The sequence below is a fragment of the Pseudomonas sp. N-1-13 genome, from assembly GCF_057787095.1.
On record NZ_JBYNRI010000001.1, the window covers coordinates 4,938,374 to 4,958,138 of the forward strand.

General features: G+C 59.4%; 20 protein-coding genes. 6 read left to right on the forward strand and 14 right to left on the reverse strand.

Features of this window, described 5'->3' with window-relative positions; genetic code table 11:
* Positions 1-9 precede the first annotated feature (9 nt).
* The 4 genes from gatB to AC3I65_RS22190 all read left to right on the forward strand — a co-directional run bounded on the left by gatB (position 10) and on the right by AC3I65_RS22190 (position 3,515).
* Positions 10-1,455, forward strand: coding sequence for an Asp-tRNA(Asn)/Glu-tRNA(Gln) amidotransferase subunit GatB (gene gatB, locus AC3I65_RS22175; protein ID WP_488524167.1), 1,446 nt, complete (start codon positions 10-12; stop codon positions 1,453-1,455).
* A gap of 194 nt (positions 1,456-1,649) precedes the next feature.
* Positions 1,650-2,027 carry a septal ring lytic transglycosylase RlpA family protein gene (locus tag AC3I65_RS22180; RefSeq protein ID WP_488524168.1) on the forward strand — a complete coding sequence of 126 codons (378 nt, stop codon included), beginning with the start codon at positions 1,650-1,652 and terminating at the stop codon, positions 2,025-2,027.
* 49 nt (positions 2,028-2,076) lie between these two features.
* Positions 2,077-3,138 carry a calcium/sodium antiporter gene (locus tag AC3I65_RS22185; protein ID WP_047228693.1) on the forward strand — a complete coding sequence of 354 codons (1,062 nt, stop codon included), beginning with the start codon at positions 2,077-2,079 and terminating at the stop codon, positions 3,136-3,138.
* A complete protein-coding gene (locus AC3I65_RS22190) occupies positions 3,135-3,515 on the forward strand; it encodes a carboxymuconolactone decarboxylase family protein (RefSeq protein ID WP_076383558.1) in 381 nt (126 codons plus the stop codon). The genes AC3I65_RS22185 and AC3I65_RS22190 overlap by 4 nt, the downstream gene beginning before the upstream one ends.
* Before the next feature lie 133 nt (positions 3,516-3,648).
* Here AC3I65_RS22190 and AC3I65_RS22195 read toward each other — a convergent pair whose 3' ends face one another.
* From AC3I65_RS22195 to kdgD, 5 genes are all read right to left on the reverse strand, one after another.
* Entirely contained in the window at positions 3,649-4,590 is a 942-nt protein-coding gene (locus AC3I65_RS22195; protein WP_488524169.1) for an AEC family transporter, read from the reverse strand.
* A 257-nt stretch (positions 4,591-4,847) separates the two neighbouring features.
* Entirely contained in the window at positions 4,848-6,401 is a 1,554-nt protein-coding gene (gene garD / locus AC3I65_RS22200) for a galactarate dehydratase (protein WP_076383555.1), read from the reverse strand.
* Positions 6,402-6,414: 13 nt separating this feature from the next.
* Entirely contained in the window at positions 6,415-7,779 is a 1,365-nt protein-coding gene (locus AC3I65_RS22205) for an MFS transporter (protein ID WP_047228688.1), read from the reverse strand.
* Positions 7,780-7,864: 85 nt separating this feature from the next.
* Positions 7,865-9,310: an aldehyde dehydrogenase family protein gene (locus AC3I65_RS22210; protein WP_047228689.1), complete on the reverse strand. Its 1,446-nt coding sequence runs from the start codon at positions 9,308-9,310 to the stop codon at positions 7,865-7,867.
* Between the two features lie 129 nt (positions 9,311-9,439).
* Complete coding sequence (gene kdgD / locus AC3I65_RS22215) at positions 9,440-10,351, reverse strand: 5-dehydro-4-deoxyglucarate dehydratase (RefSeq protein WP_047229014.1); 912 nt, start codon at positions 10,349-10,351, stop codon at positions 9,440-9,442.
* Between the two features lie 304 nt (positions 10,352-10,655).
* Between kdgD and AC3I65_RS22220 the strand changes: the two genes are divergently transcribed.
* Positions 10,656-10,865, forward strand: coding sequence for a hypothetical protein (locus tag AC3I65_RS22220; protein ID WP_107321876.1), 210 nt, complete (start codon positions 10,656-10,658; stop codon positions 10,863-10,865).
* A gap of 33 nt (positions 10,866-10,898) precedes the next feature.
* Here the strand turns inward: AC3I65_RS22220 and AC3I65_RS22225 are convergent, their stop codons facing one another.
* The 4 genes from AC3I65_RS22225 to AC3I65_RS22240 all read right to left on the reverse strand — a co-directional run bounded on the left by AC3I65_RS22225 (position 10,899) and on the right by AC3I65_RS22240 (position 15,538).
* Positions 10,899-11,645, reverse strand: coding sequence for a FadR/GntR family transcriptional regulator (locus AC3I65_RS22225; RefSeq protein ID WP_047229015.1), 747 nt, complete (start codon positions 11,643-11,645; stop codon positions 10,899-10,901).
* Positions 11,646-11,901: 256 nt separating this feature from the next.
* Positions 11,902-13,629: an ABC transporter ATP-binding protein/permease gene (locus AC3I65_RS22230; protein ID WP_047229016.1), complete on the reverse strand. Its 1,728-nt coding sequence runs from the start codon at positions 13,627-13,629 to the stop codon at positions 11,902-11,904.
* A gap of 93 nt (positions 13,630-13,722) precedes the next feature.
* On the reverse strand, positions 13,723-14,283 hold the full coding sequence (locus AC3I65_RS22235) for a response regulator transcription factor (RefSeq protein WP_047229017.1): 561 nt from the start codon (positions 14,281-14,283) through the stop codon (positions 13,723-13,725).
* Positions 14,276-15,538: an ATP-binding protein gene (locus AC3I65_RS22240; RefSeq protein WP_047229018.1), complete on the reverse strand. Its 1,263-nt coding sequence runs from the start codon at positions 15,536-15,538 to the stop codon at positions 14,276-14,278. The genes AC3I65_RS22235 and AC3I65_RS22240 overlap by 8 nt, the downstream gene beginning before the upstream one ends.
* A 366-nt stretch (positions 15,539-15,904) precedes the next feature.
* Here AC3I65_RS22240 and AC3I65_RS22245 point away from each other — a divergent pair, with 366 nt between their 5' ends.
* Complete coding sequence (locus tag AC3I65_RS22245; protein WP_107321875.1) at positions 15,905-16,621, forward strand: SIMPL domain-containing protein; 717 nt, start codon at positions 15,905-15,907, stop codon at positions 16,619-16,621.
* Positions 16,622-16,769: 148 nt separating this feature from the next.
* On the opposite strand, the gene AC3I65_RS22250 is transcribed toward AC3I65_RS22245, so the two are convergent.
* The 5 genes from AC3I65_RS22250 to AC3I65_RS22270 form a co-directional block, all read right to left on the reverse strand.
* Positions 16,770-17,153: a DUF6124 family protein gene (locus tag AC3I65_RS22250; protein ID WP_488524170.1), complete on the reverse strand. Its 384-nt coding sequence runs from the start codon at positions 17,151-17,153 to the stop codon at positions 16,770-16,772.
* Between the two features lie 443 nt (positions 17,154-17,596).
* A complete protein-coding gene (locus AC3I65_RS22255; protein WP_488524171.1) occupies positions 17,597-18,013 on the reverse strand; it encodes a hypothetical protein in 417 nt (138 codons plus the stop codon).
* A gap of 246 nt (positions 18,014-18,259) precedes the next feature.
* Entirely contained in the window at positions 18,260-18,598 is a 339-nt protein-coding gene (gene imm45, locus AC3I65_RS22260) for an Imm45 family immunity protein (RefSeq protein WP_488524172.1), read from the reverse strand.
* Positions 18,599-18,703: 105 nt separating this feature from the next.
* Positions 18,704-18,997, reverse strand: coding sequence for a hypothetical protein (locus AC3I65_RS22265; protein ID WP_173406559.1), 294 nt, complete (start codon positions 18,995-18,997; stop codon positions 18,704-18,706).
* 110 nt (positions 18,998-19,107) lie between these two features.
* Positions 19,108-19,662: a hypothetical protein gene (locus AC3I65_RS22270; RefSeq protein WP_488524173.1), complete on the reverse strand. Its 555-nt coding sequence runs from the start codon at positions 19,660-19,662 to the stop codon at positions 19,108-19,110.
* Positions 19,663-19,765: the final 103 nt, after the last annotated feature.

Consider the following 19,765-nt stretch of genomic DNA (forward strand, 5'->3'; position numbering starts at 1 on the left):
GAGAAACACATGCAATGGGAAGTCGTGATCGGGCTGGAGATTCATACCCAGCTCACCACCCGGTCGAAAATCTTTTCCGGTAGCTCCACCACGTTCGGCTCCGAGCCCAACACCCAGGCCAGCCTGGTCGACCTGGGCATGCCCGGCGTGTTGCCGGTGCTCAACGCCGAAGCCGTGCGCATGGCGGTGATGTTCGGTCTGGCGATTGACGCCGAGATTGGCCAGCACAACGTATTCGCCCGCAAGAACTACTTCTATCCGGACCTGCCCAAGGGCTACCAGATCAGCCAGATGGAGTTGCCGATTGTCGGCAAGGGCCACCTGGACATCGCCCTGGAAGACGGCACGGTCAAGCGCGTTGGTATCACCCGTGCGCACCTGGAAGAAGACGCCGGCAAGAGCCTGCACGAAGAATTCAGCGGCGCCACCGGCATCGACCTGAACCGTGCCGGCACGCCGTTGCTGGAAATCGTCTCTGAACCGGACATGCGCAGTGCCAAGGAAGCCGTAGCCTACGTCAAGGCGATCCACGCGCTGGTGCGCTACCTGGGCATTTGCGACGGCAACATGGCCGAAGGCTCGCTGCGTTGCGACTGCAACGTGTCGATCCGGCCCAAGGGCCAGGTTGAATTCGGCACCCGCTGCGAGATCAAGAACGTCAACTCGTTCCGCTTCATCGAGAAAGCGATCAACAGCGAGATCCAGCGCCAGATCGAACTGATCGAGGACGGCGGCAAGGTCATCCAGCAGACCCGCCTGTACGACCCGAACAAGGACGAGACCCGTCCGATGCGCAGTAAAGAGGAAGCCAACGACTACCGTTACTTCCCCGACCCGGATCTGCTGCCGGTGGTGATCGAGGACTCGTTCCTCAATGACGTGCGTGCCACCTTGCCGGAACTGCCACCCCAGAAACGCGAGCGCTTCCAGGCGCAGTTCGGGCTGTCGAGCTATGACGCCAACGTCCTGGCCACCAGCCGCGAACAGGCCGATTACTTCGAAAAAGTCGTGAGCATCGGCGGCGACGCCAAGCTGGCGGCCAACTGGGTGATGGTGGAATTGGGCAGTCTGCTGAACAAGCAGGGCCTGGAGATCGACCAGTCGCCGGTATCGGCCGAGCAACTGGGCGGCATGCTGTTGCGGATCAAGGACAACACCATTTCCGGCAAGATCGCCAAAATGGTCTTCGAAGCCATGGCCAATGGTGAAGGCAGCGCTGATGAGATCATTGAGAAGCGCGGCCTGAAGCAAGTCACCGACACCGGTGCGATCAGCGCCGTACTCGATGAAATGCTCGCGGCCAACGCCGAGCAAGTCGAGCAATACCGTGCGGCAGACGAAGCCAAGCGCGGCAAGATGTTCGGTTTCTTCGTCGGCCAGGCCATGAAAGCCTCCAAGGGCAAGGCCAACCCGCAACAGGTCAACGAACTGCTTAAAAGCAAGCTCGAGGGCTGATGACCATGGAGCCAGATTTCAAGCCTGGCTCCACTCTCCCTTGTGGGAGAGATCCTGTGGGAGCAAAGCTTGCTCGCGATGAAGACACCTTGATCCATCAGTGGACTGCGTTATCGTTCGTCGCGAGCAAGCTTTGCTCCCACAGGCTTTTCTCTCACTGGCCAGCGCCCCTATCTGTAGTTGGAAACCCCTACATGAAGCGTCTCCTCGGCGCCTGCGCCCTGCTGTCCCTGTTGGCCGGTTGCGCCAGCCAGAGCGGGACGGTCGATCCACACGGCTATGACCAGACCGGCGTCGCCTCTTATTACGGTGCCAGGCACCATGGCAAGCGCACCGCCAGCGGCGAGCGCTTCAACCAGCATGGCTTGACCGCCGCCCATCGCCGGTTGCCGTTCGGCACACGGGTGAAAGTCACCAACCTGAAAAACAACGACAGTGTCGTGGTCCGCATCAACGACCGTGGCCCCTATACTCGTGGCCGCCTGATCGATGTATCCCGCGCTGCCGCCGAGCAACTGGGCATGCTACGCAGCGGCACCGCACGGGTGCGCGTGCAAGCCCTCGACGATTGATAGACGGAGCCCGGACATTTCCCTACTCAATGCCATCCCGCTGCTGAGCCTGATCGAACTGTTCGGTGGCCTGCTGTTGCTGATCGCCGGGGCCGAGCTGCTGGTGCGCGCCGCCGTGGGCCTGGCGGCACGTTTGCAGGTGCGTCCGCTGATCATCGGCCTGACCGTGGTCGCCTTTGGCAGCAGCGCCCCGCAAATGGCTGTCAGCCTGCAAGCGACCCTGGCGCAGAACGCTGACATCGCCGTGGGCAGCGTGATCGGCAGCAGCATCTTCAACATCCTCGTCACCCTCGGGTTGTCGGCCCTGATCATTCCGTTGCGCGTCTCGCGTCAACTGGTGCGCCTGGACATCCCGCTGATGATCGGCGCCAGCCTACTGGTGTTCGTGCTGGCCTGGAACGAGGAACTGACGCAACTGGACGGCGCGTTGCTGTTGATGGCCCTGGCGGTGTACCTGGGCCTGTTGCTGCGCCAGTCGCGGCATTCGGGGCGACCGCATGGGATGGGCGTGGACGTGGCGCAAGTGTCATGGCCCAAAAGCCTGTCGATGATGGTCGTGGGCCTGGCGATGCTGATTTTCGCCGGGCACTTGCTGTTGGGCGCGGCGGTGGAAGTGGCGACGGACCTGGGGCTGTCGGAACGCATCATCGGCCTGACCATCGTCGCCGTCAGCACCTCGCTGCCGGAACTCGCCACCTCGCTGATCGCCGCCCTGCGGGGCCAGCGAGACATTGCCGTGGGCAACGTGATCGGCAGCAACCTGTTCAACCTGCTGGGCGTGCTGGGGGTGACAGCCCTCGCCGCGCCCTCGCCGCTCTCGGTGTCCCCCAATGCTCTGGATTTCGACCTGCCGGTGATGCTCGGCGTGGCGGTACTGTGCCTGCCGGTGTTTTATTCCGGCTACCGCGTCACCCGCGCCGAAGGTCTGCTGTTTTTGGGCTTGTACCTGGCCTATGGGCTGCATGTGGTGTCGTTCACTACCGGCATGCCTCTGGCCGGCCAACTGGAACGACTGATGCTGTTCTATGTGCTGCCGGCCCTGCTCGCGTTTTTGCTGTTCAGCTCCTTGCGCGCCTGGCGCCGTCAACACCACAAGAGGGATTTGCCATGACCGACACTCCAAAGACCGGCCTGGACATGCGCCGCCAGGTGATGGGCGACGCGTTCGTCGACCGTGCCCTGGGCAACGCCACCGAATTCACCCAGCCGCTGCAGGATTTCGTCAACGAGCATGCCTGGGGCAGCGTCTGGAGCCGCGAAGGCCTGCCGCTCAAAACCCGCAGCCTGATCACCCTCGCCGCCCTCACCGCTCTCAAATGCCCGCAGGAATTGAAAGGCCACGTGCGCGGGGCCTTGAACAACGGCTGTACAGTGGAAGAGATTCGCGAGGCGTTGCTGCATTGCGCGGTGTATGCGGGGGTGCCGGCGGCGATTGATGCGTTTCGGGCGGCGCAGGAAGTGATCGATAGTTATCAGAAATCTGAGTGACTGTTAGATCGCTATCGCGAGCAGGCTCGCTCCCACAGAGATCGCAGGCGGACTGGAAACTTGTGTACACCGCCATCTACTGTGGGAGCGAGCCTGCTCGCGATGGGCCCTCAAGAACACCACAACCCAGAACCTAGATCCACCCACCCCACTGCAACACAAAAATCCCCAGGTTGGTGGTAATCGCCGCCATCAGCGTGGTGATGACGATGATCGCCGCGGCCAGTTCATGGTTGCCATCGGCCGCGCGGGCCATGACGTAACTGGCGGCGGCGGTGGGGCTGCCAAAGTACAGGAACAGAATTCCCAGCTCCGCCCCGCGAAAACCCCAGAGCCAGGCGCCGAGGGTGGCCAGCAGGGGCAGGCCGATCATTTTCACCAGGCTCGAACTCAGGGCCATCTTGCCGCTTTTGCGCAGCGCCGCCAGCGACAGCGTGCCGCCGATGCAAATCAACGCCAGCGGCAAAGTCATCTGGGCAAGGTATTTGGCCGAGGTTTCGAACCAGTTCGGCAGGCCTATCTGCCAATAGGCCAACGGCGCGGCTACGACCACACTGATGATCAGCGGGTTGCTGACCACGCTTTTGCAGATGCTCCAGGGGTCGGACTTGATCACTGGGCTGTAGACCGCCAGCACGATGGTCGACAGGGTGTTGTAGAACAGGATCACCAGCGCCGCGAGTATCGACCCCAGGGAAATCCCGTAGTCGCCATACATGCTCGCCGCCAGTGCCAGGCCGATCACGCCGTTGTTGCCGCGAAAGGCGCCCTGGGTATAGATGCCACGGTCCTCACGCGGACAACGCCAGATCGCCCAGCCCCAGGCCACGGCAAAGCACACCAGGGTGGCAATGGAGAAATAGATCAGCAGGTCCGGCTGCAATGCCGCGTGGAGATCGGCATGCAGGATGCCGAGGAACAACAGCGCCGGCATGGTGACGTTGAACACCAGGGACGAGGCGATGTGAATGAAATTGTCGTTGATCCAGTAAAGGCGCTTGAGCAGTGTCCCCAGAAACAACATGGCAAACACCGGTGCGGTGATGTTCAGGGTTTCGAGGAAAATTGCCAGCATGCCGGGGACCTTGAGAAGGGTGTCGTTAGGTGGCTAATGATAGCCACTAACGACACTGGCGTCTGGTAGACCGCTATCGCGAGCAAGCTCGCTCCCACATTTGTTCCTGGGTGAACAAAATCCATATTCACCACAAACCCCTGTGGGAGCGAGCTTGCTCGCGATAGCGGTGTGTCAGCTTGCATAAATGCTGAATGTACCGCCGTCATCGCGAGCAAGCTCGCTCCCACACTGGATCTCCAGCGATCACGAAATCATCAAGTAATCGGCGCCGGGTTGAACAAGGTGATGTCGTTGTACAGCTTGTGCCGCTCGGCCCAGGTCTGTTTCTTGCCGCTGGCCACGTCCAGGTAGTAATGGAACAGTTCCCAGCCCAGTTCCTCGATGGAGGCGCGCCCGGTGGCGATCCGGCCGGCGTCGATGTCGATCAGGTCCGGCCAGCGCTGGGCCAGTTCGGTGCGGGTCGAGACCTTTACCACCGGCGCCATGGCCAAGCCGTACGGCGTGCCACGGCCGGTGGTGAATACGTGCAGGTTCATCCCCGCCGCCAGTTGCAAGGTGCCGCAGACAAAATCACTGGCCGGCGTGGCGCAGAAGATCAGGCCCTTCTGCTTGAAGCGCTCGCCCGGACCCAGAACGCCGTTGATCGCACTGCTGCCGGACTTGACGATCGAGCCCAGGGATTTTTCGACGATGTTCGACAGCCCGCCTTTCTTGTTGCCCGGCGTGGTGTTGGCACTGCGATCGGCCTCGCCCTTGGCCAGGTAACGGTCGTACCAGTCCATCTCGCGTACCAGCTCCTGGGCGACTTCCCGGGTTTGCGCCCGGGAGGTCAGCAGGTAGATCGCATCGCGCACTTCGGTGACTTCGGAAAACATCACCGTCGCCCCGGCCCGCAGCAGCAGGTCCGAGGCATAGCCCAGGGCCGGGTTGGCGGTGATGCCGGAAAACGCATCGCTGCCACCGCACTGCATGCCCAGGATCAGTTCTGAGGCCGGCACGGTTTCACGACGGCGCAGGTCGAGTTTCTTCAGCCGGGTTTCGGCCAGTTCCATGATCTGCTCGATCATTTCGGTGAAACCGTGACTGGAATCCTGCAAGCGATACAGCCACGGCTCGCTGAGGTCCACCGAGCTGTCGTTTTCATGCATCACCTGCCCGGCCTGCAATTTCTCGCAGCCCAGGCTGATCACCAGTGCTTCGCCCCCCAGGTTCGGATTGCGGGCCAGATTGCGCACGGTGCGGATCGGGATGTACGCGTCGGTGGCGGTGATCGCCACGCCGCAGCCGTAGCTGTGGGTCAGCGCCACCACGTCATCGACGTTCGGGTACTTGGGCAGCAATTCGTCCTTGATGCGCTTGACCGCATGGTCCAGCACCCCGGTCACGCACTGCACCGTGGTGGTGATGCCCAGGATGTTGCGCGTGCCCACGGTACCGTCGGCGTTGCGATAACCCTCGAAGGTGTAGCCTTGCAACGGCGCTTCGGCCGCCGGCACGTCGGTGGACAGCGGCAGGCTGTCCAGCGGCGGCGCGGTGGGCATGCGCAGTTGGTCTTCCTTGACCCAACTGCCACGGGGGATTGGTTGCAATGCGTAGCCAATGACCTGGCCGTAGCGAATCACCTCGCCGCCCTCGGGAATATCTTCCAGGGTGACCTTGTGGCTCTGCGGTACAAAGTCCACGGTGACCAGGCCATCCGGGAACTCAGTCCCGGCTGGCACGCCCTGGTCGTTCACCACAATGACCACGTTGTCCCGCTCATTCAGGCGGATGTAACGGGGCGAATCGGCATGTTCAATCAGTTGCATCGACATCGCTCCTTCAGGATTTCGCTTCAGACAGGCTGGAAAGTTGATCATCCCGGGCCGCAGGCTCTTTGAGCACGACACGCTTGATCGGCCCGACGATCACCAGGTAACTGAACACCGCCATCAGCGCGTTGCAGCCCACGAACACCAGCGCCCATTTGAACGAACCGGTGGAGCTGATGATGTAGCCGATAACGATCGGCGTGGTGATCGAAGCCAGGTTGCCGAAGGTGTTGAACAGGCCGCCGCTCAGACCGGCGATCTGTTTTGGCGAAGTGTCGGACACCACGGCCCAACCCAGTGCGCCTACGCCTTTACCGAAGAAGGCCAGGGCCATGAAGCCCACCACCATCCATTCGATGTCCACGTAGTTGCACGCCACGATGCTGCTGGACACCAGCAGGCCGGCGATGATCGGCGCCTTGCGAGCGAAGGTCAGCGAGTGGCCCTTGCGCAGCAGGTAGTCGGAAATCACCCCGCCGAGCACGCCGCCGATGAAGCCGCAGATCGCCGGCAAGGAGGCGATGAAACCAGCCTTGAGGATGGTCATGCCGCGCTCCTGCACCAAGTACACCGGGAACCAGGTCAGGAAGAAGTAGGTGATGCCGTTGATGCAGTATTGGCCCAGGTACACGCCGAGCATCATGCGGTTGGTCAGCAGTTGGCGGATGTAATCCCACTTCGGACCGTCGGTCTTCTTACCCCTGCCCTTGTCCTGGTCCATGTCGACCATCGCGCCGTTGGCGGCGATGTGATTGAACTCGGCCTCGTTGATCATCGGGTGCTGACGCGGGCTGTGGATAACCTTCAGCCAGACCAGCGAGAACACGATACCGACCACGCCCATCACGATGAACACATGCTGCCAGCCAAAGCGGTAGACGATCCAGCCCATCAGCGGCGCAAACAACACCGTGGCGAAATACTGGGCCGAGTTGAAAATCGCCGACGCGGTGCCGCGTTCAGCGGTGGGGAACCAGGCCGCGACGATGCGGGCGTTACCCGGGAAGGAAGGCGCCTCGGCCAGCCCCACCAGAAAGCGCAGCATGAACAGCGCCACCACGGCGGTGGAGACGCCGAATTCACCGACATAGCCTTGCAGCACGGTGAACAGCGACCAGGTAAAAATGCTCAAGGCATAGATTTTTTTCGACCCGAACCGGTCAAGCAGCCAGCCGCCCGGGATCTGCCCGGCCACGTAGGCCCAGCCGAAGGCGGAGAAGATATAACCGAGGGTAACGGCATCGATGCCGAGGTCTTTCTGCAGGCTGGAGCCGGCGATAGCGATGGTTGCGCGGTCGGCATAGTTGATCGTTGTCACCAGAAACAGCATGAGCAGGATCAAATAGCGGACGCGAGTCGGCTTGGTTTCTTGCATTTAAATCTACTTCCACTATTTATTTTTATACGGGAAATCTGGTTGTACGGCCGGGCGGGTTGTCCCGCTCCGGCCGGTGTCGCAATTACGATCCGATGTAAGAAGTTTTCACCACGGTGTAGAACTCTTGCGCATAGCGACCTTGCTCGCGCGAGCCATAGGACGAACCTTTGCGGCCGCCGAACGGTACATGGTAATCCACGCCGGCGGTCGGCAGATTGACCATCACCATGCCCGCCTGGGAATGACGCTTGAAGTGGTTGGCATATTTGAGCGAGGTGGTGGCGATACCGGCGGACAGCCCGAACTCGGTGTCGTTGGCCATCGCCAGCGCCGCTTCATAATCGGCCACACGCACGACGTTGGCCACCGGGCCAAAGATTTCTTCGCGGCTGATGCGCATCGAGGCTTCGCTGTCGGCAAACAGTGTCGGCGCCAGGAAATAACCTTCGGTGTCACACGTCACCAGGCCGCCACCGCTAACCAGCCGCGCACCTTCGCTCTGGCCGATGTCGATGTACTTCAAGTCCTGGTTGAGCTGGGCTTCGGAAACCACCGGCCCGATATCGGTGCCGGCCTTCAAGGCATGACCGACCTTGATCGACTGCATGCGCTCGGCCATGGCAGCGACGAACTTGTCGTGGATGCCGGCGGTCACGATCAGGCGGCTCGAAGCCGTGCAACGCTGGCCGGTGGAGTAGAACGCGCTCTGCACCGCCAGTTCGACAGCCTGTTTGAGATCGGCGTCGTCGAGGATGACCTGCGGGTTCTTGCCGCCCATCTCCAGTTGCACCTTGGCCTGGCGCGCCACGCAATTGACCGCGATCTGCCGCCCCACGCCCACGGAACCGGTGAAGCTGATACCGTCGACCTTCGGGCTGTTGACCAGGACTTCACCGACCACACGGCCGCTGCCCATCACCAGGTTGAACACACCGGCCGGGAAACCGGCGCGGGAAATGATGTCCGCCAGGGCCCAGGCACAACCTGGCACCAATTCGGCGGGCTTGATCACCACACAGTTGCCGTAGGCCAGCGCCGGGGCGATCTTCCAGGCAGGGATCGCGATCGGGAAGTTCCACGGCGTGATCAAACCGACCACACCCAACGCTTCACGGGTGACTTCGACGTTGACGCCCGGGCGCACCGACGGCAGGTAATCGCCCGACAGGCGCAGGCACTCGCCAGCGAAAAACTTGAAAATGTTGCCGGCGCGGGTCACTTCGCCAATGGCTTCGGGCAGGGTCTTGCCCTCTTCCCGGGCCAACAGTTGGCCGAGTTCTTCGCGGCGGGCGAGGATCTCGCTGCCGACTTTGTCCAGCGCATCGTGACGGGCCTGGATGCCCGAGGTCGACCAGGCCGGGAACGCGGCGCGGGCGGCTTCGATGGCGGCATTGACTTGAGCTGCATCAGCCTTGGCGTATTCACCAATGACATCGGACAAGTCAGACGGGTTGATGTTGGTGCAATAGTCGGCACCGGCCACCCACTGACCGTTGATGTAGTTATCGAAACGCTTTGAATCTGCCACGGAGCTACTCCTTCTACAATAGCTGTCTAGGAACGCAGAGCGTCCCTGGCTGCGTGCCCACGCGGAGCGTGGGAACGATCAAGCCTTACGCAAAAAGCCGCTGATTGCTCAGCGGCTTTGTCGGGTCTGTTACTGCTTGCCTTGCTTGTCGATCAGCGCGGCCAGGGCTTCGTATTCTTCCGGCAGCAGGTCGGTCAGCGGCGTACGCACAGGACCTGCGTCGTAGCCGACGATCTTCGCGCCAGCCTTGACGATGCTCACGGCATAACCGGCCTTGCGGTTACGAATGTCCAGGTAAGGCAGGAAGAAGTCGTCGATGATCTTGCCGACGGTCGCGTGATCTTCACGGGAAATGGCGTGGTAGAAATCCATCGCGGTTTTCGGAATGAAGTTGAACACCGCCGAGGAGTAGACCGGCACGCCCAGGGCCTTGTAGGCCGCGGCATAGACTTCTGCGGTCGGCAGGCCGCCCAGGTAGCTGAAACGATCGCCGAGACGACGGCGGATCGACACCATCAGTTCGATATCGCCCAGGCCATCCTTGTAGCCGATCAGGTTCGGGCAGCGCTCGGCCAGTTGCTCCAAGTGCGTGGCGTTCAGGCGGCAGACGTTGCGGTTGTAAACCACCACGCCGATCTTCACCGATTTGCACACGGCTTCAACGTGGGCGGCTACGCCGTCCTGGCTGGCTTCAGTCAGGTAGTGCGGCAGCAGCAACAGGCCCTTGGCGCCCAGACGCTCGGCTTCCTGAGCGTACTCGATGGCCTGGCGGGTAGCACCGCCGACACCGGCGAGGATTGGCACGCTGGTGGCGCAGGTATCAACAGCTGTCTTGATGACTTGCGAATACTCGCTGGCGGCCAGGGAGAAAAACTCACCGGTGCCACCGGCCGCGAAAAGTGCCGAGGCGCCATACGGGGCCAGCCACTCGAGGCGCTTGACGTAGCTGTCGCGATTGAAATCGCCTTGAGCAGTGAAATCGGTGACCGGGAAAGACAGCAGGCCAGACGAGAGGATGGACTTCAGTTCTTGTGGATTCATTATTCGAACACCCTGGACGCAAATGTTGTGTTGTAGGAAACGGTTCAGCTTCAAGAGAAGTTGTAAGTCATCGTACAACTTAAAATACGAACGTCAACTGCATTTCGTCTTTTGTCGGGGGTCAGGTGCGCGGAGTTTGGCGAAAAGCCTTTGAGATCGGGCCTTTGAGGTTTGCTGGCAAACTGAGGAATCTTGCCCTGCGAGGCAGCGGACCGCTCATCGCGACTGTAAGTTATTACAGTTTCGGACGCGGGTGAGGGAGATTGAAAATCGCCTCCTCCCTCCACGAGCAGGTCCATAGGCCATGAAAACCCAACATCGATTTCATTTCCCTAAGGTAACGGGACGCAACGTGCAAGAGTTGCCGTCCGATTTCGACTTCCATGTCAGTATCGGCGACCGTATTGAGTTTGAAGCGATACCGGGAACTGAATGGGTGGTTACCCAAAAAAAATTCAAGGTCCTTTTTGATGGTTCTGTCGAATACGTTGATTACGAAACGGATGAGGCTTGAATCCTCCCTAGCCAAAAGAGCAGTGAAGCGCCTCTAACCCTGCGCCTGCGCCTCTTCATGAGCCTGGCGCAGCCGTTCGCGGCTGTTGGTCAGGTGCAAGCGCATGGCCGCACGGGCCGCGTCGGAGTCCTGGCGGGCGATGGCTTCGTAGATTTCCTCGTGCTCACGGCTCAGGCGGTCCATGTAGTGCTGGTGGTCGTCGTGAGCCAGGCGCGCCGAATTCAACCGGGTGCGCGGGATGATGCTGGTGCCCAGGTGGGTCATGATGTCAGTGAAGTAGCGGTTGCCGGTGGACAGGGCGATTTCAAGGTGGAAGGCGAAGTCCGAGGCCACCGCGTCGCTGGCGTGAGCGGCGCTTTCGTTCAGCGCATCCAGGGCTGCGCGCATCGCAGCCAGTTGCTCGTCGCTGCGGCGCTGGGCTGCAAGGCCTGCCGATTCCACTTCCAGGCTGATGCGCAACTCCAGGATCGCCAGCACGTCACGCAAGGTGACCACCGTCGCCGGGTCGATGCGAAAGCCGCTCGGGCTGGGCGTGTCCAGCACGAAGGTGCCGATGCCGTGGCGGGTTTCCACCTGGCCGGCGGCCTGCAAACGGGAAATCGCCTCGCGCACCACGGTGCGGCTGACGCCATGGGCTTCCATGATCGCCGACTCGGTGGGCAATTTATCGCCACGCTTGAGCAGACCGTCGCGAATCTGCTCGGTCAACACCGTCACCAGCTCCTGCGCCAGGCTGCGGCGCTTGCGGGGAAGGCGTGGTACGTCGATCGGTCTTTCCATGTGTCTGTGTCTCGGCAAGCGGCTGAATGCGCATCATGATAGCGCAACGGGGTTGTACGATCACCGTGCTCCCTGGCGGTCTTGGCAAAGTTTGCCGCCATGCACCGTTGTGGCGAGGGGATTTATCCCCGCTGGGCTGCGGAGCAGCCCTCTTGATCTACCAGCAGATCAATATCGTTGACCTTTGATTTTGAAGGGGCGCTTCGCACCCAACGGGGATAAATCCCCTCGCCACAACGGTGTTCGGCAATGACAATCAGGCGACTACAGCTTGCTCCACCAGTTGGCCATTTTCGATACGCACATGTCGCGGATGGAACCGTTTCAAACTGCTGCGATGGCCAACGCTGACAATGCTCAGCCCCGGCAACTGGTCAATCAGCGCCTGGTACAGCGTCGCTTCATCTTCTTCGTCCATCGCCGACGTGGCTTCGTCCATATACAACCATTGTGGTGCGTAGAGCAATGCGCGGGCGAACGCCAGGCGTTGCTGCTCGCCGGGCGAGAGCATGCGCTGCCAATGGTTGGCTTCGTCCAGTCGCGCCACCAGATGCGGCAGGCGACAGGTTTCCAGCACTTGGGCATAACGCTCTGGCGGGTACGTGTCGCCCGGTTGTGGATAACTCAGCGCTTCGCGCAACGTGCCAATGGGCAGATAAGGTTTTTGCGGCAGGAACAGATAACGCGCCGCGGGCAACCGGATCGCGCCGTGGCCATCCGGCCACAAATGCCCCATTGCCCGGAACAGGGTGGATTTACCGCTGCCCGAACGCCCGCTGAGCATCACCCGTTCGCCCGGCTCGACGGTCATGTCGGTATGGCTGAGCAGATGGCGGCCATCGGCCAGGTCCAACCCCAGGTTTTGCACTTTCAATGCATGGCCTTGGTTCTGCACATCGATGGCCGGCACGCGGTCTTCGTTGTCGCTCATGGCCTGGCGGAAGCTCAGCAGACGGTCACACGTGGCGCGCCACGCGGCGAGGTCGGTGTACGCGCTGATGAACCAACTGAAATTCTCCTGCACATTGCCGAACGCCGAGTTGATCTGCATAAGCTCGCCCAGCTGGATTTTGCCGGCGAAGTAGCGCGGCGCGGCGACGATGAACGGGAAGATGATCGCAATCTGGCCGTAGCCGGAGGTGAAGAAGGTCAAGCGCTTGGACACCCGCATGATGTCCCAGAAGTTATGCCAGACCAGACCAAAGCGGCCACTCAAGCGGCGGTTCTCGTTGGGTTCGCCGTTGTACAAGGCAATGCTCTCGGCGTTCTCACGCACCCGCACCATGGAAAAACGCAGGTCGGCTTCAAAGCGTTGCTGGTTGTTGTTCAGGCCGATCAAGCGACGGCCGATCAGGTGCGTCAGCCAACTGCCCACCGCCGCATACACCAGCGCACACCAGAACATGTAGCCGGGGATGGTGTAGCCAAATACCTGGATGCTGCCCGACACGCCCCACAAAATGATCGAGAACGACACCAGGCTGACCACGGTGCGCAGCAGCCCCAGGCCCAGTCCCAAGGTGTTGCTGGTAAAACTGTTGAGGTCTTCGGAGATCCGCTGGTCCGGGTTATCGGTGTAACCGCCCTGCTCCAGCCGGTAGTAATTCTTGTCATTGAGCCAACGGGCGAAGTGTTTCTCCGTGAGCCAGGCCCGCCAGCGAATGGTGAGCATCTGCGTGAGGTACAAGCGATACACCGCGCCCAGGATCGCCACCGCGGCGATGCCGCAGAAATACAGGATCAACCGCCAGAACGCGACGCTGTCCTTCTCCTGCAAGGCGTTATAGAAATCCTTGTACCAACTGTTGATCCACACCGAAATCGCCACGCTGAACAACGACAGCACGATGACGGCAATCAACAGCGTCCAGGCCTTGCCCTTCTCCTCACTGCGCCAGTACGGCGTGGTCATTTGCCAGACACGGCGGAAAAACTGCCCGCGCACCGCATCATTGACCGCGGAATATTCAGCGTTCTGATTCATGGTTAAGGCTCTGTAAAGAAAAAAAACTCGGGCCGATCATAGAACAACGGCCCGATTTGCCGCGAGGGTGGACAACATCTGTTCAGCGCAGGTTCAGCGACGCACGGGGCGCTTCTGCAATTTGCGCTGCAAGGTGCGCCGGTGCATGCCCAAGGCGCGGGCAGTGGCGGAAATGTTGCCTTCGTGCTCGGTCAGCACCCGCTGGATGTGCTCCCATTGCAGGCGGTCCACCGACATGGGGTTTTCCGGCACCAGGGTGTCCAGATCGGCGTGTTCGGACAACAGGGCCGCCAGCACGTCATCGGCGTCGGCCGGTTTGCACAGGTAATTGCAGGCGCCGCGCTTGATCGCCTCGACCGCGGTGGCGATGCTCGAATAGCCGGTGAGGATCACCACGCGCATTTCCGGGTCCAGCTCCAGCAGCTTGGGCAACAGCACCAGGCCCGAGTCGCCGTCCATTTTCAAATCCAGCGCGGCGTAGTCCGGCAGGTCGGCCTGGGCGATGCTCAAGCCCTCCTCGGCAGAACCTGCGGTGCTCACGCGAAAGCCCCGACGGGACATGGCCCGGGCCATGACGCGGGTGAAGGTGGCGTCGTCGTCCACCAGCAACAGATGCGGCAGTTCTTCGCCGTCGACTTGGATCTCGTCACTCATGTTCGTCTCCTCGGTCGGCATGGGGCAGGCGCAGCTCGGTGAGCGTGCCGCCCTCCTCATGGGGGTAGAGTTTCACCGAGCCGCCGGCGCGTGTCACGCTGGCCTTGCTCAAAAACAGGCCCAGGCCGAAACCTTTGCCCTTGGTGGTGTAGAACGGCTTGCCGATTTGCTCGGCAATCGCCAGCGGCACACCGGCGCCATGGTCACGGATGCTGATGGTCAGCTCGTAGGCATTCCAGTCCAGCGCCACTTCCAGGCCTTCGGGGCAGGCGTCGGCGGCGTTGTTCAACAAGTTGAGCAACGCCTGGGTCAGGTCCGGCGGCGGCGCCATGCGCGGCACCGGTCCTTGACCCAGACGCTGGAAGCGATAACTGGCCTCTGGGCGCATCAGGTGCCAGCGATTCAGGGCCTCGTCGAGCCAGTCGGTGACGTCCTGCATGTCGATGGCCAGCCGGCGATTGGCCTCGGCGGCACGCACCAGGTACTGCAGGGTTTCCTTGCAGAGCTGGACCTGATCCTGCAACACACCGAGGTCTTCCTGCAGCGCCGGGTCGTGATGATCCTGGCGCATCTCCTTGAGCAGTACGCTCATGGTGGCCAACGGCGTGCCCAACTCATGGGCGGCACCCGCGGCCTGGGTCGCCACGGCCAGCAATTGCTCGTCCCGCAGGCCCTCTTCACGGCGAATGGCCCGCAGCTCTTCTTGACGACGCAACTCTTCGGCCATGCGCGCAGCAAAAAACGTAATGACCGCCGCCGCCAGGGCGAAACTCAGCCACATGCCGTAGATCTGCAGGTTTTCCCGGGCAATGGGGAAGGTTTCCAGCGGATAGAACCGTGCCAGCAACAAGGTGTACAGCGCCAGGGCGATGCCGGACAGGATCAGCGAATACCGCCACGGCAACGTCACCGCGGCGATGGTCAGCGGCACCAGGTAATAGGACACGAAAGGGTTGGTGGAGCCGCCGGAGAAATACAGCAACGCGCTGTGGATAAACAGGTCGCAGGCCAGTTGCACGGCGTATTCCAGCTCAGTCACCGGCCACGAGGTGCGCAGGCGGATGGCGGTCAGCGCACACAATATCGAAGAGCAGGCCAGGGTGATCGCCAATTGCAGCCACGGCAGCGGCAGCAGCTCGAACCAATAGGCGAGCCCCACGGACCCGGCCTGGGCGGCCAGGACCAGAATTCGGATAAACGTCAGACGCCAGAGGTTCTGGCGAGAGGCGGAAGTCATTTGCAAAGGGGCGAGCATGAGCTCTCCTGATGAGCGCTCCAGGCGGATCGAACGGAGTATAACCAAGGCGCGGCTTGCACAGGCAGCTATGCGGCAAAGCGCCACAGCCCCGAAATGACACACTAACCATTGTGGCGAGGGGATTTATCCCCGCTGGGGGGCGAAGCGGCCCCCAAAATAAGGTCGGGCACCACGCTGAGCTAGATCATGACAATTCTGGGACTGCTGCGCAGTCCAGCGGGGATAAATCCCCTCGCCACAAAAAGCCTCTCACCTGCAATCTGTATAGAAGTTGTAACTGTGCGAACCCGCCCATAAAAGCTAGAGTCTTACCGTTCACGCAGGTCCGGATCTCACCCCTGCGCCTCATCCCAAGGAGCTTTCATGCACACGTTCAGTCGTCACGCCGCCCTGCTCGCCCTCAGCCTCGGCACCGTCGCCAGCCTGCCGGCCCTGGCCGCCGATGAGCTTCACTACAACCAGATTTCCCTGCGCGCCGAAGCCAGCCAGGAAGTCGCCCGCGACCTGATGATCGTCACCCTCTACACCGAGGAACAAAACACCGACCCGGCCAAACTCGCCGCGGCCGTCACCACCACGCTGAACAAAGCCATTGGCCAGGCCAAGCAGGTCAAGGACATCACCCTGCGCCAGGGCAGCCGCAACAGCTACCCGGTCTACGACAACAAAGGCCAGAAAATCACCGGCTGGCGCGAACGCGCTGAACTGCGCCTGGAAAGCGCCGACTTCGCGGCCCTGTCCAAACTCACTGGCGAGTTACTCACCGACCTGAAAATGGGCGGCATGGACTTCACCATCTCCACCGCCACCCGCCAGACCAGCGAAGACGCCCTGCTCAAGGACGCCGTCAACGCCTTCAAGGCCCGCGCCCAACTGGCCACCGAAGCCCTGGGCGGCAAGGGTTACAAAATCGTCAACCTGAACCTCAACAGCAACGGCTACCCACAGCCCTACATGCGCCCGCAGATGATGATGAAAGCGGCGTCCATGGATGCTGAATCCGTCACGCCGGAAGTCGAAGCAGGCACCAGCAAAGTGAACATGACGGCGGATGGGGTGGTTGAGGTGTTGATGCAGTAACCCGCCTGATCGTTGCCGATCGTTCCCACGCTCCGCGTGGGAATGCCTCCACGGACGCTCCACGTTCGGCTTTGGAAAGGGACGCAGAGCGTCCCGGGCTACATTCCCACGCGGAGCATGGGAACGATCAACTTCCGTGGCGAGGGGATCAAGGTGCCGGACTGGCCGGCACTTCAAGCTGATCCAATGCCTTATCCACCAGCAACTGGCACAACTCCACCAACTGATGAATCCCCAACGCCACACTACGCCGCGTGCCCTCCACTTCAAACGCCAGGTCCTCAGCCATGGCTTTTACCGAAGCCAGGGTTTCGGAGGTGCTGGTGAGCAGCGTGTCAGCGTCGGCTTTGGCGGTGACGGAGAACAGGCTGTCGATACGGGGGTCGGTGCTTGGCTCTGGTTTTTTTGGATTGAGGTAATGATTGAGTGCCCGCTCGGCGGCGGCTCGGTCTTTGAGTAGGTCTTCGATCGCGTCGAAATCCGCTAATGGATTCGTTCTGTTGAAGTTCGGTTCAGTCTTTCCTTCGTTCATGTGCATGCTCCTGATGAAATTGGAGCCATCACTTGCCGTTATGGTCGTGAGGCTTACGACCTATTAATTTCGGGTTCCCACTCCCGGTCGCTGAATCGCAGCGACAGGAAAAGGTTAGAGAGCGCATTTCCGAGCGGCAACCCTAAAAAGCTGTGGGATGTTTCGGTTCGGGGCCGGTGATCCTTCCGACACAAATGAATGACTCGTGCCGCTTCGCTTCCTGACGCCGCAAACCCCGTGGCGAGGGAGCTTGCTCCCGCTGGGCTGCGCAGCAGCCCCAAACCAGACTCCTCGGTGTATCAAAGCCGAAATCAAAAATATCCTTTGACACCATAAAAAAAGCGAACGCCACTTGTCCACGTTTGATGAATGTGGACAACCGGAAATTAATCCGCCGTAAAAAATTAAGGCGCCTTGCTCATATACAAATGATTTACAACAACTTATTTATCTTTTACAAAACTCACATAAACTGTCTCTATCACAGCGTCCTCTTCACCGATATCAGGCGCATAAACTCTAAGACCCAATCCGTTCACATCAAACCCTGAGCTATTAAAGTTCAGGGCCTCACCTTGCGCAACCATGTACTGCTGAACTTCAAGTACATCTGCACCGGACAAATGCTGTCCGCGCCAACTGAGATCGCTCCATTTCAAGAACTCCACGCCGATGACCCTGTAACTCTCATCAAAATAAACGTGTACTCCTAAATCATCGTACGCGTCAGTTGGAACTGTAGAATCAGCAGCTTTTAAAAACTCCTCAAAACCGCGCCCCAATAATGCCCTCGATTGATCGCGAGTCATACCGATATGCACAGAACCTAAATCACCAAAACCCAACAACTCGAAACTCATCATTAGCTTTCCGAAAGTTATCTGGGTTTAACTTTGACGCACAACCCACCAGTGCATCTAGGGATAGAGCACGCTCCCCACTTAAGAAACGGTATGGACAACGCGCCCCCCGTGACTCCCAAACCAATTAACAGAAAAGGGTCAGATTAATTCCTGCCTCTTCGCCTGAGAAGGAACACAAGCAAATCGACCTCCCCCATTATAACTGCGCGAACGGCAAACCGCCGCACAATTACAAAATAACAATTAACGCTCTATCAAACTAAATGGAACCTCTGCCTGCTTAAACAGATAAACCTTCTCAACAGGGCAGTCGGGATATATCCATTTAGCCCAGTTTTTGACTACCCACTCCCTTGAAAGGCCCCAAGTACCTGGCAAACGACTTTCCACAGGCAAACGCACCACTAAAAGCCCCGCCTTATTACCTGAAGCAACGGCTATAGAATGCCCGTATTGCTCGTCGGGAATATCGAGAACCATAAAATCTACAATTTCTTCATACGGCCATCGGGCAGGGAGTCGGAATATCTGCCCTCGGGTTATCGCCGAAGCCAAACTATCGACCAACTTAATGCCTTCCATTATTCAACCTTAAACCATGTCCACGAAACGAAAACAGTAAAAACGGGGACAGACCACGTTACCCTTTAAAACCTACCCCCTTTCTCGCGCATCTCTTTGATTTTTTCACAGACCGCTTTCAAAATCTAGAAAAAAAACGATTACGTATAGAGTGAAAGAGAATATCGCTAAAGCAGCTCGCCACTCAGGATCAGCATCTTCGCCCAAGCTGCTAGGTCCGATAGCGATCCTAGCCCCTCTCAAATAATTCCAGACAGCTTGCACAAATAACAGCTGAACTACAATCATTAGAAAAAAACGCCCCCATCCACCATTAAATTTTAGAACAGCATTCAAGACCGAAGCAAATAACAGCCCAATTGCGACATAATTCCGGTATCTAAACAAAGCATCAATCACAACCCTTGACCTTAAAAACATCATAAAACCCCGTTACCCTTTTATCGAACTCCACAGAAAAAAGGGGACACCCATTAGCCGGTAAAGCGGTCGGCCAGCTCTTTCTCTATTCATTTCGTAATAACCACTGGAATGAACATCGGAGAGGGCCCCGCTGGTGGGCTGATCATGCCTTCGCTTTTAACCACCGGCACACCCTTGCGTTTAATTGCCTCAAACAGTTCCTTGGTAGCTGCCGAGTCGATATAGCCCCCCTCATCTATAGACGCGCTCAACGCCAATTGACGCCGTTCTTCCGTCATCTGGAGCTGACTGGTCCGAAAAATCGTATGCAGGGCGACGTTTTTAAGCGCCGATATATCCACATGAGCGATCTCGACGTATTTCAACGCCTTGGTGTCCCAACCCTGAACGTACAGATCATTGGCGGTCAACGCGTAGGTGCAGAAATAGTAGGTGCCGGTATTCGAGCCCGGGGTAGATACGATCAGAGAGCAACGGCCATGTTGCAAAATAGGGCTGTTCAGTCCTGGGTAGTCCTTGACAAGTTGTGCAGGAAACTGTGTTCGGTCGTAGTAGATGGTAGCCTTGTCGTAGGGGGTAGTGTTGCAGGCTGACAGGAGCAATGTCATGGACAGTAAGAGAGACGTGCCGAAATAGTGCATTGAATAATCCTTAAAAAACCAAAAAAACTAATAGAGCTCTTCTTGGAGCAGGCTTTCCACCTAAGAGAGCAAGGCCAAACTTCGTCATTTTTTATAGATACAT

Bases quoted from the DNA above. Each gene is read 5' to 3' on its own strand.
- gatB (WP_488524167.1), top strand. From the start codon at position 10: ATGCAATGGGAAGTCGTGATCGGGCTGGAGATTCATACCCAGCTCACC.
- AC3I65_RS22180 (WP_488524168.1), top strand. From the start codon at position 1,650: ATGAAGCGTCTCCTCGGCGCCTGCGCCCTGCTGTCCCTGTTGGCCGGT.
- AC3I65_RS22190 (WP_076383558.1), top strand. From the start codon at position 3,135: ATGACCGACACTCCAAAGACCGGCCTGGACATGCGCCGCCAGGTGATG.
- AC3I65_RS22195 (WP_488524169.1), bottom strand. From the start codon at position 4,590: ATGCTGGCAATTTTCCTCGAAACCCTGAACATCACCGCACCGGTGTTT.
- garD (WP_076383555.1), bottom strand. From the start codon at position 6,401: ATGCAACTGATTGAACATGCCGATTCGCCCCGTTACATCCGCCTGAAT.
- AC3I65_RS22205 (WP_047228688.1), bottom strand. From the start codon at position 7,779: ATGCAAGAAACCAAGCCGACTCGCGTCCGCTATTTGATCCTGCTCATG.
- kdgD (WP_047229014.1), bottom strand. From the start codon at position 10,351: ATGAATCCACAAGAACTGAAGTCCATCCTCTCGTCTGGCCTGCTGTCT.
- AC3I65_RS22220 (WP_107321876.1), top strand. From the start codon at position 10,656: ATGAAAACCCAACATCGATTTCATTTCCCTAAGGTAACGGGACGCAAC.
- AC3I65_RS22225 (WP_047229015.1), bottom strand. From the start codon at position 11,645: ATGGAAAGACCGATCGACGTACCACGCCTTCCCCGCAAGCGCCGCAGC.
- AC3I65_RS22230 (WP_047229016.1), bottom strand. From the start codon at position 13,629: ATGAATCAGAACGCTGAATATTCCGCGGTCAATGATGCGGTGCGCGGG.
- AC3I65_RS22235 (WP_047229017.1), bottom strand. From the start codon at position 14,283: ATGAGTGACGAGATCCAAGTCGACGGCGAAGAACTGCCGCATCTGTTG.
- AC3I65_RS22240 (WP_047229018.1), bottom strand. From the start codon at position 15,538: ATGCTCGCCCCTTTGCAAATGACTTCCGCCTCTCGCCAGAACCTCTGG.
- AC3I65_RS22245 (WP_107321875.1), top strand. From the start codon at position 15,905: ATGCACACGTTCAGTCGTCACGCCGCCCTGCTCGCCCTCAGCCTCGGC.
- AC3I65_RS22250 (WP_488524170.1), bottom strand. From the start codon at position 17,153: ATGAACGAAGGAAAGACTGAACCGAACTTCAACAGAACGAATCCATTA.
- AC3I65_RS22255 (WP_488524171.1), bottom strand. From the start codon at position 18,013: ATGAGTTTCGAGTTGTTGGGTTTTGGTGATTTAGGTTCTGTGCATATC.
- imm45 (WP_488524172.1), bottom strand. From the start codon at position 18,598: ATGGAAGGCATTAAGTTGGTCGATAGTTTGGCTTCGGCGATAACCCGA.
- AC3I65_RS22270 (WP_488524173.1), bottom strand. From the start codon at position 19,662: ATGCACTATTTCGGCACGTCTCTCTTACTGTCCATGACATTGCTCCTG.